This window comes from Aeromonas sp. S16(2024), assembly GCF_041403065.1.
Lineage (GTDB): Bacteria > Pseudomonadota > Gammaproteobacteria > Enterobacterales > Aeromonadaceae > Aeromonas.
On sequence record NZ_JBGLQX010000025.1, the window covers coordinates 22,645 to 38,953 of the forward strand.

The window sequence follows — 16,309 nt, forward strand, 5'->3', positions numbered from 1 at the left end:
ACACAGGGTAGGCATCCTGCCGCTATGGGGGGCTTACAGTAGTGAGTCGGGGGCACCTGGTCAAGATAGACGTCCAGATGGATAAGCCTTTTTCTCTTGCGATTCTGATGTGCTGATTAAATCCGTCAATTATTCGGATTTAATAACTATTTGTTGTTGATGTGGCGGCGCCGTGCGAGCGGCCACGGAAGGCTTTTCAAAGCCGGCGCGGGCTGGTAAAACGGTCTCTTTCCATAATAAAGAGATGAGAGGGTGGAGATGGACAATCCGATCCGTGTGGCCGTGATGGGCTGTAATGGTCGTATGGGCAAGGTGCTGCTGGAGGCCATCACCAACGCCGAGGGCGTGGTGGTGGGTGCGGCGCTGGAGCGACCTGGCTCTGCCGTGATAGGCCTGGATGCGGGTGAACTCAATGGCCTGGGCCGACTTGGGGTCATCATCAGCGACAGCCTGGACAAGGTGCGCGATGAGTTTGATCTCATCATCGACTTCACCCGTCCCGAGGTGACCCTGGCCAACCTGGCCTTCGCCCTGGCCCATGGCAAGCAGATGGTGATAGGCACCACCGGCTTTGATGAGTCAGGCAAGGCCGCGCTGCACGAGGCGGGCAAGCAGATCGGCATCGTCTTCGCGTCCAACTACTCGGTCGGCGTCAACCTGGTGTTCAAGCTGCTGGAGCAGGCCGCCAAGGTGATGGGGGATTACACCGACATCGAGATCATCGAGGGGCACCACAGGCACAAGGTGGATGCACCGTCCGGCACCGCGCTCTCCATGGGGGAAGTGGTGGCCAAGACCCTCGGACGTGACTTGAAAGAGTGCGCCGTCTATGGCCGCGAGGGGATCACCGGCGAGCGGGATCGCAACACCATCGGCTTTGCCACCATCCGCGCCGGGGATCTGGTGGGGGAGCACACCGTCATGTTTGCCGACATCGGCGAGCGGGTGGAGATAAGCCACAAGGCCTCGAGCCGCCTGACGTTTGCCAATGGCGCCGTGCGGGCAGGCAAGTGGCTCGGCCAGCAGGGGGCGGGTCTTTACGACATGCAGGACGTACTCGACCTCAAATAGGGTGTAGCGGGAGCCCGACCAGGGCTCTCCTCTCCCCGATCTGGTTGTCAGACCCCGGCTCGCCGGGGTTTTGTTTATGGTTTTTGTAAAAACAAGCGTTAAGCACCGCTTTTGTGGTGAACCTGCCTAAATCGCCCCCTTCCCATTTCTTCGCCACACTCCTGCGACAAAAATGTCATCAGAGGGTAACGGGAACGGGTCTCAATCTTCCCTGTAGCCCGCTTTTTTCACACCCGGCCAAACAGACTAAAAATGCAATCAAAGAAAAACGTTTTCTATTTTTCTGAGTCAGTTTTCTATCACCAAATGGCACTTTTTGGCTTTCGTTGTTTGTTTTTTAAATTCATATCCATCTGTTTATTAAAGATAAAATATCGATTTTTGTCTGTGAGGTGGCATGGGTGGGTGCTTTTGTTTCGGGTTTTGGCTTTTCTTTTTGGGGAGGGGGTTGCAAAGCGCCTTAGTGCATAGATAATGGGTAATGTTGCTTGTTTATTGAATTTAGATGCATTTCAAACGAGAAAAGACGTTGAAATGAGATCGTTTTTAAGTAGAATGCGCCCAATTTGCCAGAAATCTGCCGGGTTTGAGCCCTGTTTCAAACAGCGTCCGGACCCGCAACACCCAGGTAAATTGCTGAATTTAAAGCTAAATAACTGGAGGTTGTCTTGAATCACACTGCATTGCTAGTGCTGGAAGATGGAACTGTGTTCAAAGGCGTGTCGATAGGCGCCGAGGGATGTTCCGTTGGTGAAGTGGTTTTCAATACGTCGATGACGGGCTATCAGGAAATCCTCACCGATCCCTCTTATTCCCGTCAGATAGTCACCCTCACTTACCCCCATATAGGCAACACCGGCACCAACAGCGAAGATGAAGAGTCCAGTCAAATCCACGCGCAGGGATTGATCATCCGGGATCTTCCGATACTTGCCTCCAATTTCCGCAATCAGCAATCCCTCTCCGATTACCTCAAGTCCCACAACATCGTTGGCATCGCCGACATCGACACCCGTAAACTGACCCGCATCCTGCGAGAGAAGGGTGCCCAGGCCGGTTGCATACTGGCCGGCAAGCAGCTCGATGAAGCCCATGCCCTGAGCCAGGCCCGCGCCTTCCCCGGTCTGAAGGGGATGGATCTGGCCAAGGAAGTGACCGTCAGCGAATCCTACAGCTGGACCGAGGGTAGCTGGCAGCTCGGCAAGGGGCACGTCACCCCGGCCGCCGATGAGCTGAAATACCACGTGGTGGCCTACGACTTTGGCGTCAAGCGCAATATCTTGCGCATGCTGGTGGACCGCGGCTGCCGCCTGACAGTAGTGCCGGCCAAGACCCCGGCCGCCGAGGTGCTGGCGCTGAACCCGGATGGCATCTTCCTCTCCAACGGCCCCGGTGACCCCGAGCCGTGCGACTACGCCATCGAGGCCATCAAGACCTTCCTTGGGACCAACACCCCGGTGTTCGGCATCTGCCTGGGTCACCAGCTGCTGGGTCTGGCCTCCGGCGCCAAGACCATCAAGATGAAGTTCGGTCACCACGGTGCCAACCACCCGGTGAAGAGCCTGGATGACAACACCGTCATGATCACCGCCCAGAACCACGGTTTTGCGGTGGACGAGAACAGCCTGCCGGAGTGCCTGCGTGCCACTCACGTCTCCCTGTTCGACGGCTCCCTGCAGGGCATACATCGCACCGATCGTCCAGCCTTCAGCTTCCAGGGTCACCCTGAAGCGAGCCCGGGCCCCCACGACTGTGCCGGTCTGTTCGACCACTTTATTGAATTGATTAAGCAGTATCGCGCCTAAGAGGATAAAGAGAGCCATGCCAAAACGTAACGACCTACAGAGCATCCTGATCCTCGGCGCCGGCCCCATCGTCATCGGTCAGGCCTGCGAATTCGACTACTCCGGCGCCCAGGCCTGCAAGGCCCTGCGCGAGGAGGGATACCGCGTCATCCTGGTGAACTCCAACCCGGCCACCATCATGACCGACCCCGAGATGGCGGATGCCACCTACATCGAGCCCATCACCTGGGAAGTGGTGCGCGAGATCATCAAGAAAGAGCGCCCCGATGCCGTGCTGCCCACCATGGGTGGCCAGACCGCACTCAACTGCGCGCTGGATCTGGAGAAGCATGGCGTGCTGGCCGAGTTCGGTGTCGAGATGATCGGTGCCACCGCCGATGCCATCGACAAGGCGGAAGATCGTCGTCGCTTCGACATCGCCATGAAGAGCATCGGCCTGGAGTGCCCGCGCGCCGGCATCGCCCACAACATGGAAGAGGCATGGAAGGTGCAGCAGATGGTCGGCTTCCCCTGCATCATCCGTCCCTCCTTCACCATGGGTGGCTCCGGTGGCGGCATCGCCTACAACACCGAAGAGTTCGTCGAGATCTGCGAGCGCGGCCTGGATCTCTCCCCGACCAAGGAGCTGCTCATCGATGAGTCCCTGATCGGCTGGAAAGAGTACGAGATGGAAGTGGTGCGGGATCGCAACGACAACTGCATCATCGTCTGCGCCATCGAAAACTTCGACCCCATGGGCATCCACACCGGTGACTCCATCACGGTCGCGCCAGCCCAGACGCTGACCGACAAGGAGTACCAGCTGATGCGCAACGCCTCCATGGCGGTGCTGCGCGAGATAGGCGTCGAGACCGGCGGCTCCAACGTCCAGTTCGGCATCAACCCCAAAGACGGCCGCATGGTCATCATCGAGATGAACCCGCGGGTGTCGCGCTCCTCCGCGCTGGCCTCCAAGGCGACCGGTTTCCCCATCGCCAAAATTGCCGCCAAGCTCGCCATCGGTTACACCCTGGACGAGTTGATGAACGACATCACCGGCGGTCGTACCCCGGCCTCCTTCGAGCCGGCGATTGACTACGTGGTGACCAAGATCCCGCGCTTCAACTTCGAGAAGTTTGCCGGTGCCAACGACCGTCTCACCACTCAGATGAAGTCCGTGGGTGAAGTGATGGCCATTGGCCGCAACTTCCAGGAGTCCCTGCACAAGGCGCTGCGCAGCCTCGAGACCGGCAAGACCGGCTTCGACCCCATGGTGGATCTCAATACCCCCGACTCCCTGACCCGCATCCGCCACGAGCTGCAGGATGCCGGTTGCGACCGCATCTGGTACATCGCCGATGCGTTCCGCGCCGGTCTCTCCATGGACGGCATCTTCAAGCTGACCAAGATTGACCCCTGGTTCCTGGTGCAGATTGAAGAGCTGGTGAAGCTGGAAGAGCAGGTGAAAGAGCGCGGCATGGCCGGCCTGGACGCCGACTTCCTGCGCACCCTGAAGCGCAAGGGCTTCGCCGACGCCCGTCTGGCCAAGATCCTCGGCGTGGCCGAGGGCGAGGTGCGCAAGGCCCGTGCCCGCCACAACATCTTCCCGGTCTACAAGCGGGTCGATACCTGCGCCGCCGAGTTCGCCACCAACACCGCCTACATGTACTCCAGCTATGACGAGGAGTGCGAAGCGGCGCCGACCAATCGCGACAAGATCATGATCATCGGCGGCGGCCCGAACCGCATCGGTCAGGGCATCGAGTTCGACTACTGCTGCGTGCACGCGGCCCTGGCCCTGCGCGAAGACGGTTACGAGACCATCATGGTCAACTGCAACCCGGAGACCGTCTCCACCGATTACGACACATCCGACCGTCTCTACTTCGAGCCGGTGACCCTGGAAGACGTGCTGGAAATCGTGCGCGTCGAAAACCCGAAAGGCGTCATCGTCCAGTACGGCGGCCAGACCCCGCTGAAACTGGCCCGTGCACTGGAAGCCAACGGTGTGCCGATCATCGGTACCAGCCCGGATGCCATCGACCGCGCCGAAGATCGCGAGCGCTTCCAGTCCGCCGTCGAGCGTCTGGGCCTCAAGCAGCCGGAAAATGGCACCGTCACCGCGCTGGAGCAGGCCGTGCTGACCGCCGAGCGCATCACCTACCCGCTGGTGGTGCGCCCCTCCTATGTGCTGGGTGGCCGCGCCATGGAGATCGTCTATGACGAGCAGGACTTGCGCCGCTACTTCGCCGAAGCTGTGAGCGTCTCCAACGAGTCACCAGTACTGCTGGATCGCTTCCTCGACGACGCCACCGAGGTGGACGTGGACGCCATCTGCGACGGCGTGGACGTGGTCATCGGCGGCATCATGGAGCACATCGAGCAGGCCGGTATCCACTCCGGTGACTCCGCCTGCTCCCTGCCGCCCTACACCCTGTCCAAGGCCATCCAGGACGAGATGCGCGAGCAGGTACGGAAATTGGCGCTGGAGCTCGGCGTGGTGGGCTTGATGAACGTCCAGTTCGCGGTCAAGGACAACGAGATTTACCTCATCGAGGTGAACCCCCGTGCCGCCCGGACAGTGCCCTTCGTCTCCAAGGCGACCGGTGCGCCGCTGGCCAAGATTGCCGCCCGCGTCATGGCCGGTCAGAGCCTGCAGGATCAAGGTTTCACCACAGAGATCATCCCGCCCTACTACTCGGTCAAAGAGGTGGTGCTGCCCTTCGCCAAGTTCCCGGGTGTCGACCCGCTGCTGGGGCCGGAAATGCGCTCCACCGGTGAAGTGATGGGGGTGGGCAGCAGCTTCGCCGAGGCCTATGCCAAGGCGCAGCTGGGTGCAGGTCACCAGGTGCCGAGCGAGGGTCGTGCCCTGCTCTCGGTGCGCCACGGCGACAAGGAGCGGGTGGTCAACCTGGCTGCCAAGCTGCTGGAGCTGGGTTATGACCTCGACGCCACCCACGGCACCGCCGTGACTCTGGGGGAGGCGAGCATCAACCCGCGTCTGGTGAACAAGGTGCATGAAGGCCGTCCGCACATTCTGGATCGCATCAAGAATGGCGAGTACACCTACATAGTCAACACCGCCGAGGGCCGTCAGGCGATTCAGGATTCCAAGCAGCTGCGCCGCGGCGCCCTGCAGCACAAGGTGGCCTACACCACCACGCTGCACGCGGCCTTCGCCACCTGCATGGCCATCAGCGTCGATGCCACCGCCAACGTGAACTCGGTGCAAGAGCTGCACCACAAGGTCAAGCACCGCTAAGGTGCGCGCAGTCAGGGCCGACTCTTCCGGCCCTGGATACAAGCCTGACAACACCCCGCCAGCGATGGCGGGGTGTTTCTTTTTGCGGAACCGACGGATCCCGGGCGGGTGGGCCCTTCATGCACGAGGTGACGTAAATAGCGAGGGTGAAAGGGCGATAAACGCCCTTAAATAGACTAAACGAAATCATAAATTGCCTATTAAGTGCCATTAGCAACAATCTTCGCAATCACTCACCCCGAACGCCTCCCTATACTGGTTTCTCATCACATGCGTGAGCAAACAAGGTCGTCCGCACCGGCAAGCATTCAGTGTCAGAGGGTTGCGAGAGGATCAGGGCCAGCGGCTTATCCAGCCAGCCTGGCCGGCCCCTTCCACCGATAGGGACCAATGGAAACCGGCTGTGGGGTAACCGCCGCACCGCCAGTCAGGGCCAGCGTTATCGCGCCAGCCCGCTCCCCCTCCTTGCCCCCTCTGTTACCTGCCCGGTCGCCTGGTGCCTCAATATCTGCCAAGGGAATCTGAATATGAGCTTCGATCATCGCAAATACCGCCCTGCCCCCGTCATCGCTCTGGCGGACCGTCAATGGCCCAACCGGGTGATGACGAAGGCGCCGCTCTGGTGCGCCGTGGATCTGCGGGACGGCAACCAGGCGCTGGTCGAGCCCATGACGGTGGCCCAGAAGCTGCAAATGTGGGCCCTGATGACCCATGTCGGCTTCAAACACATCGAGGTCGGCTTCCCCGCCGCCTCCCAGCCGGACTTTGACTTCGTGCGGGAACTCATCGAGCGCAATCTCATTCCGGAGGATGTGACCATCCAGGTGCTGGTGCAGGCCCGGGAAGATCTCATCGCCCGCACCTTCGACTCCCTCAGGGGGGCCAAACGCGCCATCGTTCATGTCTACAACTCGGTCAACCCGACCCAGCGCAACTATGTGTTCAACACAGATCGCGAAGGGGTCAAGGGCATCGCCGTGCAGGGGGCGCGCTGGGTGCGGGAATACGCGGACCGCAACCCCGGCACAGAGTGGAGCTTCCAGTATTCCCCCGAGAGCTTCAGCAGCACAGAGGTGGAGTTCGCGGTGGAGGTCTGTGACGCCGTCATCGATGAGTGGCGCACTGCTGGCCGCCCCATGATCCTCAACCTCCCTGCCACGGTCGAGGTGAGCACTCCCAATGTGTTCGCGGATCAGGTGGAGTGGTTCTGCCGCCACCTCAAGGCGCGCCCCGAGGTGAGCATCTCCATCCATACCCACAATGACAGGGGCTGCGGGGTGGCCGCCGCCGAGCTGGCTATGCTGGCGGGGGCCGATCGCATCGAGGGCACCCTGCTTGGCAACGGCGAGCGCACCGGCAACATGGACATAGTCACCATGGCCATGAACCTCTACAGCCAGGGGATAGATCCCGAGCTGGACTTGTCGGACATGGATGCCATAGTGGCGACCGTGGGGGCCTGCACCCAGATTGCCCTGCACCCGCGCCACCCCTATGCCGGCGAGCTGGTCTACACGGCGTTTTCCGGCAGCCACCAGGATGCCATTCGCAAGTCCCTGGCGGCCGAGAAGCCCGATCCCTACTGGGATGTGGCCTATTTGCCGATCGATCCTGCCGATCTGGGCCGCAGCTACGAGGCGGTGATCCGCATCAACAGCCAGTCTGGCAAGGGGGGCGTCACCTATCTGCTGGAGCGCGACCTTGGCCTGCAACTGCCGCGCTGGCTGCAGATCGATTTCAGCCGCCGGGTTCAGGCCGAGGCCGAGGCGAGCAGCAGCGAGATCAGTCCGGAGCAGATCCGCGCCCTGTTCGAGCAGCACTACCTCGAGCCGCTGCACGGTTATCGCATCGGCCGCTTCCAGCTCGGTCACGACAGCCAGGAGACACTGCGCCTCGAGCTGCAGACCCCGGACGGCAGCTTGCAGCTCTGTGGTGAGGGGGAGGGGGCCATCACCGCCCTGGTCAACGGCTGGGAGCGTCAGACCGGCATGCACATAGACGTGCTGGATTACTCCGAGCATGCCCTCTCCTCCGGCACCGAATCCCGCGCCGCCGCCTATGTGCTGCTCAGCGTCGACGGAGTGCGCATGTGCGGGGTCGCCATAGGCCGCGACGTGGTCAACGCCTCCTTGCAGGCGGTGATCAATGGCGCCGCCCAGGTCCGCGCCCTGCGCCAGAGTGCGTGAGGGGGCGGGCGTGTCGAGGGTAAGGCCAGCCCCTTGAAGGACGTCCTCCACACCGCCTGTGCCAGGGGGTCGCCGGCAGCAAAAGGGCGGCGCACAGTGGAAAATGGTACCTGGATCCCTTCAGCACTGTGCTGAGGGGATTGTTTTTTATGGAAAAATCGGCTCACAATACGAGCGCCGTGCGGCCAGGATTGGCCTTGCGGTTCATTGGGTGCTGGCGGCTGAGTGCGGCCGCCTGGGATAGAGGCAATGCAGGTTTGGAGCCATAACGATGATGAAGACTCCCCTCAGGTTATCCGTACACCCCGCTAGGTTCTTCTCGCTCTCCCCTGGTCGCCGCCTCGCCCTGCTGAGCCTGCTCTGCCTGTTGCTGCTGACGGGGGGCCTGGATGCCGCCAGCTTCGAGCGCCTGCCCGAACATAACCTCTACACCATCGGCGCCCTGGCCGAGGCCATCAATGTGCTGACCCTGCTGTTCATGTTCTGGGTGGTGCAGTGTGCCCAGATCTCGAACCGGACCTACCTGTTTCTCTGCGCCGGTCTGGGGAGCTGGCTGGTGTCGGGGACCATAGATCTGGTTGACGAGGCCTACTTCCAGCCCTGGTGGCTCTCCACGGTGGAAGACAGCCTGCGCACCCTCGGCATGCTGGCCACGGCCTGGGGCGTGCTGCTGATGGTGCAACAGATGTATGGCGTCCAGACCCGGCTGGCCTCGCTCGCCATGTCCGACGAACTGACGGGTCTTTCCAATCGCCGCGCATTTCGCGCCGTGCTGGAAACCCATGTGGATCAGGGGACGCCGCTGCTGCTGCTGGATCTCGATCACTTCAAGCAGATCAACGATCGCTACGGCCACGGCATAGGTGACAATGTGCTGCAGGAATTCAGCGCCTTGCTGTGTCAGCACTGCCCGCCGGATGGGGTGGTGGCGCGCCTGGGGGGCGAGGAGTTCGCCATCTGGCTGCCCGGCATGCTGAGCGACAAGGCTCAGGCACTGGCGGAGCAGATAAGAGCCGCCACCGAGGCTCTGGTCGCCTGCGAGGAGATAAGGTTCACCGTGAGCATCGCCGTCGGCATAGGCCAGGCGGGGGAGGCGGTCGAGGCGCTGGTCAAACGCACCGATCTCGCGCTCTACCGGGCCAAACACCTGGGGCGCAACCGGGTCGAGCTGGCGTGATGACGCCAGGGGATGCCGCAGCCCTGGGCCCCGGCCGCTCTGCCGCCTTCAGATTGCCCGCGCCATCCACTACAATGACCACCTGTTTGCATTCGGGACCCCTCATCCGGCATGAGGGGTCCGCACTTTATCGGAAGCCCTCATGATCCCCTCTCGCCCTTTGTCTTTCTCCCCCTGGCGCCTCTGCGCACTGCTGGCTGCCGCCGTGCTGGCGGGCTGCGCCAGTGAACCTACACCCCCTACTCCTACTGTCGAGGAGGCCGCCGCCATCGCCAAACAACCCAAGGCGATGCAGCCGCGCAAGCCTGCGGACATGAAGAGCCGCATAGTGCGCTTCCTGCCGCGCCAGGTACAAGACAAGCCGGGCTGGGCCAACGACGTGGTGACGGCGCTCAGCACCCAGGGGCTGACGGTGAACGATCACAATGTCTGCTCAGTGCTGGCGGTGGCGGAGCAGGAGGCCACCTATCAGGCCGATCCCGTGGTGCCCGGCCTTGGCAAGATAGCCTGGAAGGAGATCAACGCCCGGGCCGCCAAGCTGCTCATCCCCGAGTTCGTGGTGCGCACCGCCCTCTCCATCAAGTCCCCCACGGGCAAATCCTACGCCGCGCGCATCGATGCCCTTCGCACCGAGCGGGAGATGAGCGAGATCTTCGAGGACATGATAGGGGCCGTACCCATGGGCAAGCAGCTCTTTGGCAACCTCAACCCGGTGCGCACCGGGGGCCCCATGCAGGTGAGCGTGGCCTTCGCCGAGGCCAACGCCCGCGGCTACCCCTATCCCGTCAAAGAGTCCATCCGCCATGAAGTCTTTACCCGCCGGGGCGGCATCTGGTTTGGCACCAAACACATCTTCGGTTATCCCGCCGACTACCCGGACACCCTCTACCGTTTCGCCGACTTCAATGCGGGCTGGTATGCCAGCCGCAACGCCGCCTTCCAGGCTGCGGTGAGCCGGGTCAGCGGCAAGCCCCTGGCCCTGGACGGGGATCTGGTCCGCTACGACTCCGACCTGCCCGGCAAGACGGAGCTCGCGGTGCACAGCATCGCCAGCCGCGTCAACATGAGCAAGCAGGCCATCCACCAGAGCCTGCTCAAGGGGGATAGTGCCGACTTTGCCCAGACCGACCTCTATCACAGGGTCTTTACCCTGGCCGACAAGCAGGCGGGCAAGCGCCAACCCCGCGCCGTGCTGCCCGGTATCCAGCTGAAAAGCCCCAAGATCACCCGCAACCTCACCACCGCCTGGTTTGCCAAGCGGGTGGATGACAGGGAGCAGGCCTGCGTCAGGAAGATGGCGACCATTCGCTGACAGTCAGAGACAACAAGGGCGGCCAAGTGGCCGCCCTTGTTCATTGTGCTTTGACCACCTGGCTGGTCAGGGTTGGTAGGTGCCAGGTTCCCCCCAGGGCTATCATGCGGCAGCTGCCTGTGGTGCTTTTCTCGCGCTGCACGAAGGTTTTGCCGTCCCAGACCCAGCTTTCGAAAGAAAAACAATCTCCTATCCCTCTTCCTTTATGTGAGGCACTCAGTTCACCCATTCCATAACCATTTGCGTCAGTGTTGATGAGGGTCGCACTGCCGGTATCAAGGTTCGTATCAATCAGAATGAATGCCGAACCGTCGTTGTAAGCGGCGAGCCAGCAGGGTAGCTGGACCAAGGCTCGTTCTTGGTTCAGGGGATAGAGCATGCCACCTTCCGAATCTTCATAGGTTATGGGACAGGTGTCTTTATCGACTTGCTGTTTCAGCCACTTACCTATGCTCTGTTGCTCCAGCTGGGTGAGCGGGCGGGAGAGGTTATCTGCGGTTACGGCGCTGGCGTGGATCACGGGGGCCGCCAAGGCAGGAGGAATGGATGTTGTGGGTAGCGAGCCCTGTTTGGTCAGGGCTGTACTGGTATTGAGACGGCCTTGGAACTCATCCATTTTGAGAAAAATGGCATAGGCACCGGCACCGGATAGCGGTTCCTGGTGCTTGCTCCATTCAAATACCACCTTGCCAGTTCCTTTGATTGCTCGAACTAGCGCCGCAGTTTGTAGCTGACTGAACGGAGTCCGCTCTTTTACGGTGCCGAGTACCTCATCATTGATGCGCAGTGTGATCAAACCATCAGCGGGGACCTCCGGGGTCTGTTCATCAACTTCTGCGATGGCAAGCTCGGCATGCAGCGTGCCCTTGGCGCCAGCCTCTCGGGTGAGTAGAACCGATAGTCCACCCAATTTTGCACTGTAACCAGCTGCTCGGCATGTGCGCGTGTTGTCGCAGGCCACTTCCCAGTCTTTGTGTTGAAAAGAGATCCCTTCAGTAAATGAGCCGAGTGCAGAGGTCAGCAGTGTTGTGATGAGCATGAAATGGTTCCTGAAGCATGGGAAAGGTCAGGATAGCATTCTGGACGGCTCATATTGAATCTTGTTGTGGGCTAACTTAACTGAGCCGAGGGACATAGCCCTTTGATCCGACTAGAAACTCATCGCCAGCCCGATGGAGTAGCCGCTGGTGTTGTGGCTGAACATATAACGGGCTACCAGCCGGGTGCGGGTGATGAAGATGTCGTACTTGCTGCTGTCGAGCTCGAACCCAAGGCCCAGGGAGTTGAGGCTGTTGAAGCCGAGCAGGCCCCGTTGCTCTCCCAAGTATTCGGTTCTGGCCCCCTCCAGCACATAGCGCAGCGGGCGATCCAGCAGGGTCCAGGTGAAGAGTGGAGCCCGGCGACGCAGGTAGAGGCCGAGGTTCTCCGCCTCGGCCTGGCCGGTGATGCTGTCGGCGGTGCCGGTGAAGCTCTGCAGGTGCTGATAGGAGTAGCGCAGCTCGACATCTATGTCCTGTGGCTTGGAGAAGAGCTCGTAATCGAGCATCAGGGATCCCCCCAGGCCATACACATTGAGCCGGCCGCCGTCGAGGAAGTCGAGGTTCCTGCCCGTCCTGTGCTGGATCAAGGCGGCGCCGATGCGCAGATCGCTCGCGACTGTGCCCAGGGTGAAGTTGGCGATGGGGCGCAGCACCAGGTTGCCGCCAAAGCGGTCACGGTGCAGGCTGAAGTCCCAGCCGATGCCGCCGGTGGCGCTCAGGCTGTTCCATTTGGTGGGGATGGTGCGGGTCTCGTTGCCGTCGGTGAACACGAACTGGGGATCGTAGCGGCTGTAACCCAGGGTGCCCTCCAGATAGATGGGGAAGCCCTCGCTCATGGTGGCGCCGCCGCCGAGCTGGGTGATGGTCAGGGCCGAGCTTTCGTTGGTGCCACCCCCTATGTCCAGGTTGCTGGCGGTGATGTCCGGCACCACAGTGAAGCTCATCAGGGAGACGACCGCATTGGCCCGCTGCTGAACCAGGGTCCCGTCATTGGCCTGAGCGGCCTGGCTGAAGAGCCCGAGCCCGCTCAGCAGAAGCATGCATGCATGAAGATAAGAAGAGGGGGGATGCGCCATACCTAGCTCCGTGGACCTCCTCGTCCACTGAGGAGTCCTTACACTGTAACGGTTTTTCTGGCGCCATGGCAGCCCGGTTCAGTGCCAACTGACTATATTCTTTGCAGTTTTGCGGTTAAGGCCCAAGGGGACTCCCGGGGCGAGATCACCTTGCCGCCAGCGCACCGGGCTGGCGGGGCCGGATGACGGAGTATCCACATAAATGGCAGACATTAATTTATTGTTCAGTTCCCCGGGTGTATAACGGGCCTCCCGCAGGAGCTTATGGGGGTGGTACCAGGGAGGGGTGGCCAGACCGGGCCTTTGGGCCGTCATGACGGATGCGCATTACGTTGATGGGAGTCATACCAGATGCAGGACATGCTGCTTGCCATATGGCATCAGGACTTTGAGCAATTAATACAACTGCAGGCGGTCGGTCTGCTCGTCACCTGTCTGGTGGTGATCCTCTTTCTCGAATCGAGCTTCGTCTTTTTGCCGCTGCCGGGGGACAGCCTTGTGCTGCTGGCCGGTGGTCTGGTGGGCATGGGAGTGCTCGGGCCCGAAGTGGTGTTCCTCTATCTGCCCCTGGCTGCCGGCGTCGGCAGCGTGATGGCGTATTGGCAGGGCCATGCGCTCCATGGTACCCGCTTCATGGGCCAGGTGGAGCGGGTGATACCGGAAGGCAGCCTGCCCCGCGCCTCCCGGCTGCTCGAACGCTATGGCTTCTGGGCCATGTTCGTCTCCCGTTTCATCCCCTTCGTCAGGGTGCTGACGCCCATGCTGATGGGGATCTCCCGCCTGAACCTGCTGCGGGTGGCCATGACCAGCTTTGCCAGCACCTTCCTCTGGGCCCTGGCCCTCAGCATGGTCGGCAAGTTCATGATGGCGACGCCGCTCTTGGCCGATCATCACGAGCTGTTGACCAAGTGCCTGCTGGTGACCTCCTTCGCCCTCTTCGTCATCGCCGTGGCCGCCATCGGCATGCGACTGCTCAAGCGCTCGACCAAGAGAGCGCGCTGAGCTAAGCACGGGGATATAGGGGGACGGGCCTGCCCCCTGTCCCTTGTCCCCAAGCCGCCCGTGTCAGGCGGCTCGCCCCGGTAGCGTAAAAATACAGGCCATTTGAGGCGGAAATCCTGATGCCTATCTGTTACACTTCGCGCCCGCCATTTTCCGGCTCATCTTCTGACGTGATGTCAGACCCAGCCGTCCTTGGCCCCAAGCCTCGCCGAGGCCGTGCCACATGCCGGCCCAGGCCACTTAAGCCAACTACAGCTCAGCTGGAACACAGGAACCCATTATGAGATTTGAATCGTTCGATTTTGCCCCCGAGATTTTGCGTGCCGTCTCAGAGTGCGGTTATCAGGAGATGACCCCTGTGCAGCAGCAGGCGATCCCGACCATACGCCGTGGCAGCGACGTGCTGGCCAGCGCCCAGACCGGGACCGGCAAGACGGCGGCCTTTGCGCTGCCCATACTGCAACGTCTGGTGGATAACCCGGCCCCGGCCCAGCCTTCCAACGCCCGGGTGCTGATCCTGACCCCGACCCGCGAGCTGGCTGCCCAGGTGGCGAGCAACATCAACGACTTCGCCAAGTATCTGGACATCAGCGTGCTGACCCTGGTCGGCGGTGGCAAACAGGACGTGCAGGCCCGCAAACTCAAGGCGGGTGCGCACATCATAGTGGCGACCCCGGGCCGCCTGCTCGAGCACCTGACCGCCTGCAACCTCAGCCTCTCCGGTGTCGAGACCCTGGTGCTGGACGAAGCGGATCGCATCCTCGACATGGGCTTCAGTGCCGATGTGCAGCAGATCCTGCAGGCTGTGAACAAGACCCGTCAGAACCTGCTCTTCTCCGCCACCTTCTCCGACGCCGTGAAGAAGCTGGCCAACCTGATGCTCGACAGACCGCAGATCATCAGCGTCAACAAGCAGAACTCCACCGCCGACACCGTCAGCCACACCGTCTATCCGGTGGAGCAGAAGCGCAAGCGCGAGCTGCTCTCCGAGCTCATCGGCAAGCAGAACTGGCAACAGGTGCTGGTGTTCGCCAGTACCCGCGAGAGCTGTGACGTGCTGGTGGAAGAGCTGAACCTCGACGGCATCAAGTCCGCCGTGGTCCATGGCGAGAAGGCTCAGGGCAGCCGTCGCCGTGCCCTGCGCGAGTTCATGGAAGGCAAGGTACGGGTGCTGGTCGCCACCGAAGTGGCCGCCCGTGGTCTGGACATCCCGGATCTGCAGTACGTGGTCAACTACGATCTGCCCTTCCTGGCGGAGGATTACGTCCACCGCATCGGCCGTACCGGCCGCGCCGGCAAGAGCGGCATGGCGGTCTCCTTCGTCAGCCGCGAAGAGGAGCGCACCCTGCTCGAGATCGAGGCGCTGATCGGCCAGAAGATCCGCCGCATCATGGTGCCGGGCTACGAGGTGAGCAGCCGTGACGAGCTGATCAAGCAGTTGCAGGAGCGCCGCCGTTTCGGCAAGCGCCCGCAGCGGGAAGACAATGCCGCCGCCCAGGTAATGGCCGAGGCCAAGCTGCAGGGCCAGCGCCTCAAGCGTCTGGCGGCCGCCAAGAAGCCTCGCCAGTCGAAGTAAGCGGACAAGATGATGCAGGGGAGCCTTGGCTCCCGACTCAAGGCGCCGTTGGCGCCTTGATGCTGTTTACCGATCACCCAGAGGACGTGCGATGATCCCGCCAGTCAAGAACCCGCAAGATTACAATCAGGCCCTGCTCGACATGGCCACCCAGAGCCTGGCCGAGCTGGCCCGTACCGCAGAGCAGAAGGCGGGCAAGCGCACCCCGGCGCAAGAGAGCCACTTCCTCTGCACCTGGATGGCGGACTCCCTCAAGGAGAAGCGCTTCTCCCGTCTGGTGATGGAGGACTTGAAAGCCTGGGTTCAGCTGGGCCGCACCCTGGGAGCCGGAGCCGATCTCAAGGGGCTGCTTTCGCGCATCGTCTGCCAGTACGGCCGGGCTATGGCCGAGCCCGGGCAATTGGGCGCCAGGCTCGCCACCCTGGTCGCCGAGCTGGAGAGCGCGGGTTGGCTGGTGTTTACCGACAGCGAACTGAGCGCCAAACAGCGGCTGCTGAGCCAGGGTCAGTCCAGCCTGATCATCTCGGCCAGCGAGTATCAGGGCCATATCGAGGGGGGAGAGCTGGTGAAGCCCCTCACCCTCTATGTGCGCGGGGATGAAAAACAGTTGGCCGAGGCGGCCTTCAAGCAGGGGCTGCTGTTGAGCCAGGGTGACAAGAAGGCCACCCTGGTCAAGCACCACAAGGCCTACCGTCTGGTGCCGGGCAATGCCCAACCCGCCCTGGCGCTGCTGGCCGAGGGCTGAGCCTGATCGGGGCCCTGGTGCTTATGCCTCTCTCACTACCCCGGCCCTGTGCCGGGGTTTTTTATGGCTGGCCGCCAG

The 16,309-nt window shown here is 61.7% G+C and carries 11 protein-coding genes; 9 read left to right on the forward strand and 2 right to left on the reverse strand.

The window, feature by feature from the left end:
* The first annotated feature begins 258 nt into the window (after positions 1-258).
* The 6 genes from dapB (at position 259) to ACB030_RS16960 (ending at position 10,792) form a co-directional block, all read left to right on the forward strand.
* A complete protein-coding gene (gene dapB, locus ACB030_RS16935) occupies positions 259-1,071 on the forward strand; it encodes a 4-hydroxy-tetrahydrodipicolinate reductase (RefSeq protein ID WP_371161400.1) in 813 nt (270 codons plus the stop codon).
* A 668-nt stretch (positions 1,072-1,739) separates the two neighbouring features.
* Complete coding sequence (gene carA / locus ACB030_RS16940) at positions 1,740-2,876, forward strand: glutamine-hydrolyzing carbamoyl-phosphate synthase small subunit (RefSeq protein ID WP_371161402.1); 1,137 nt, start codon at positions 1,740-1,742, stop codon at positions 2,874-2,876.
* 16 nt (positions 2,877-2,892) lie between these two features.
* Positions 2,893-6,117 carry a carbamoyl-phosphate synthase large subunit gene (carB, locus tag ACB030_RS16945; protein ID WP_371161404.1) on the forward strand — a complete coding sequence of 1,075 codons (3,225 nt, stop codon included), beginning with the start codon at positions 2,893-2,895 and terminating at the stop codon, positions 6,115-6,117.
* A gap of 527 nt (positions 6,118-6,644) precedes the next feature.
* Positions 6,645-8,303, forward strand: a complete 1,659-nt coding sequence (gene leuA / locus ACB030_RS16950; RefSeq protein ID WP_371161406.1) for a 2-isopropylmalate synthase — start codon at positions 6,645-6,647, stop codon at positions 8,301-8,303.
* 271 nt (positions 8,304-8,574) lie between these two features.
* Positions 8,575-9,480, forward strand: coding sequence for a GGDEF domain-containing protein (locus ACB030_RS16955; protein WP_171273627.1), 906 nt, complete (start codon positions 8,575-8,577; stop codon positions 9,478-9,480).
* A 142-nt stretch (positions 9,481-9,622) separates the two neighbouring features.
* Positions 9,623-10,792 carry a DUF1615 domain-containing protein gene (locus ACB030_RS16960; protein WP_042042274.1) on the forward strand — a complete coding sequence of 390 codons (1,170 nt, stop codon included), beginning with the start codon at positions 9,623-9,625 and terminating at the stop codon, positions 10,790-10,792.
* Positions 10,793-10,832: 40 nt separating this feature from the next.
* Here the strand turns inward: ACB030_RS16960 and ACB030_RS16965 are convergent, their stop codons facing one another.
* Together ACB030_RS16965 and ACB030_RS16970 are read right to left on the reverse strand one after the other, a co-directional pair.
* Entirely contained in the window at positions 10,833-11,831 is a 999-nt protein-coding gene (locus ACB030_RS16965; protein WP_371161408.1) for a DUF1176 domain-containing protein, read from the reverse strand.
* A 111-nt stretch (positions 11,832-11,942) separates the two neighbouring features.
* On the reverse strand, positions 11,943-12,872 hold the full coding sequence (locus tag ACB030_RS16970; protein ID WP_234569368.1) for an autotransporter domain-containing protein: 930 nt from the start codon (positions 12,870-12,872) through the stop codon (positions 11,943-11,945).
* Positions 12,873-13,259: 387 nt separating this feature from the next.
* Here ACB030_RS16970 and ACB030_RS16975 point away from each other — a divergent pair, with 387 nt between their 5' ends.
* From ACB030_RS16975 to ACB030_RS16985, 3 genes are all read left to right on the forward strand, one after another.
* Positions 13,260-13,910 (forward strand): DedA family protein, encoded by a 651-nt coding sequence (locus tag ACB030_RS16975; RefSeq protein WP_371161411.1) that lies wholly within the window; start codon positions 13,260-13,262, stop codon positions 13,908-13,910.
* A gap of 280 nt (positions 13,911-14,190) precedes the next feature.
* Positions 14,191-15,486: a DEAD/DEAH box helicase gene (locus ACB030_RS16980; RefSeq protein ID WP_162520135.1), complete on the forward strand. Its 1,296-nt coding sequence runs from the start codon at positions 14,191-14,193 to the stop codon at positions 15,484-15,486.
* Between the two features lie 91 nt (positions 15,487-15,577).
* Positions 15,578-16,231 (forward strand): DUF2913 family protein, encoded by a 654-nt coding sequence (locus ACB030_RS16985; RefSeq protein WP_371161413.1) that lies wholly within the window; start codon positions 15,578-15,580, stop codon positions 16,229-16,231.
* Positions 16,232-16,309: the final 78 nt, after the last annotated feature.